The sequence below is a fragment of the Halorubrum sp. GN11_10-6_MGM genome, assembly GCF_005435165.1.
GTDB lineage: Archaea > Halobacteriota > Halobacteria > Halobacteriales > Haloferacaceae > Halorubrum.
Genome location: NZ_SGUC01000080.1, coordinates 1 through 1,048, shown reverse-complemented (window position 1 = coordinate 1,048; position 1,048 = coordinate 1). Strand labels below are relative to the sequence as shown.

The following is a 1,048-nucleotide window of genomic DNA, read 5'->3' as shown; positions in this document are numbered from 1 at the left end:
TCGCTCTTATGTAGAACTGTGGAAAGACCGTATAGTTACACTGAGTCAGTACTAATCTGGCAATATGCCTTCTACTCAGCCAGCGTTCGGCGGGATGTTTCGGCAGCTGATTGAGCTGGGAGTTATCGAAATTAACACGGAGCCGCTCGATGCCTGTATCGAGCGGCGACTCAAAGAGTTCTGGGAGAATACATCCTGTCCACGCTGCGGTCACCAGCGTATGATGACATCGGAGACCCGTGACCGGGTTCGATGTCGTGACTGTAACTTTAAGCCAGTCTACACCTACGGCACGCCATTTCACGAGAAGCACCTCTCCTGTGGTGAGGTGCTTCTCGCTTTCATGCTCTACGCGGATACGCTACTAAGTATCAACCAAATCGCGCCGCTACTTGGTCGCGCTTACAAGACCGTTCACACAGCGATACGAGACGTGGAAGCCGCGATTCAGCGCGGCTTCCCCGTCGTCTGGGAGCTGCTTGATCAGACCTCCGATGGACCGACACAGGTCGACGAATCCGGGAAAGTCTGTTCAGGCTACAAAGGTCAAGAGCCGCCGCGGAACAGCCGTTCTCGCGGCGGCTCGTCCCAGACTGGCCGATCCCGCTGGCGAGGACGCCACGGTGATCAGCTGACGCTCGTCGCGGCGTGCCGCGACTCGCTTCGTGTGATTCGCGGCCAACGTGGTATCAACTACAAAGGCGATCTCGAGCCAGTGATTCAGGAGGCTGAAGACCTCTCCCAGCCGCTGGGAGAGGTCTGGACAGATGGTCTCCAAGCGTACCGTGAGATGGATCGCGATCACCGAACGGTTGTCCACAAAGAGCGGTACGTATCGCCCGACGGCGTCCACATCAATCAGGCTGAGTGCCTGTTTTCGCTCGTTCAGCCGTGGCTCCGAAAGTTCCGCGGCCTGTCCAAGCAGGGCTTGGAACAGGCCGCTCAGACGTTTGGCCTCATCAGATCGTTGAACCTCACCGGCGCATCCGTCGATATCACCGTTGATTGCCTTGTTATGGGGGCTTTCCGCAGTTCTACATAAGAGCGA

General features: G+C 57.1%; 1 protein-coding gene. It reads left to right on the top strand.

What is annotated here, in order from left to right; translation table 11 throughout:
- The first annotated feature begins 64 nt into the window (after positions 1-64).
- Entirely contained in the window at positions 65-1,042 is a 978-nt protein-coding gene (locus EXE46_RS16155) for an IS1595 family transposase (RefSeq protein WP_137689359.1), read from the top strand.
- Positions 1,043-1,048: the final 6 nt, after the last annotated feature.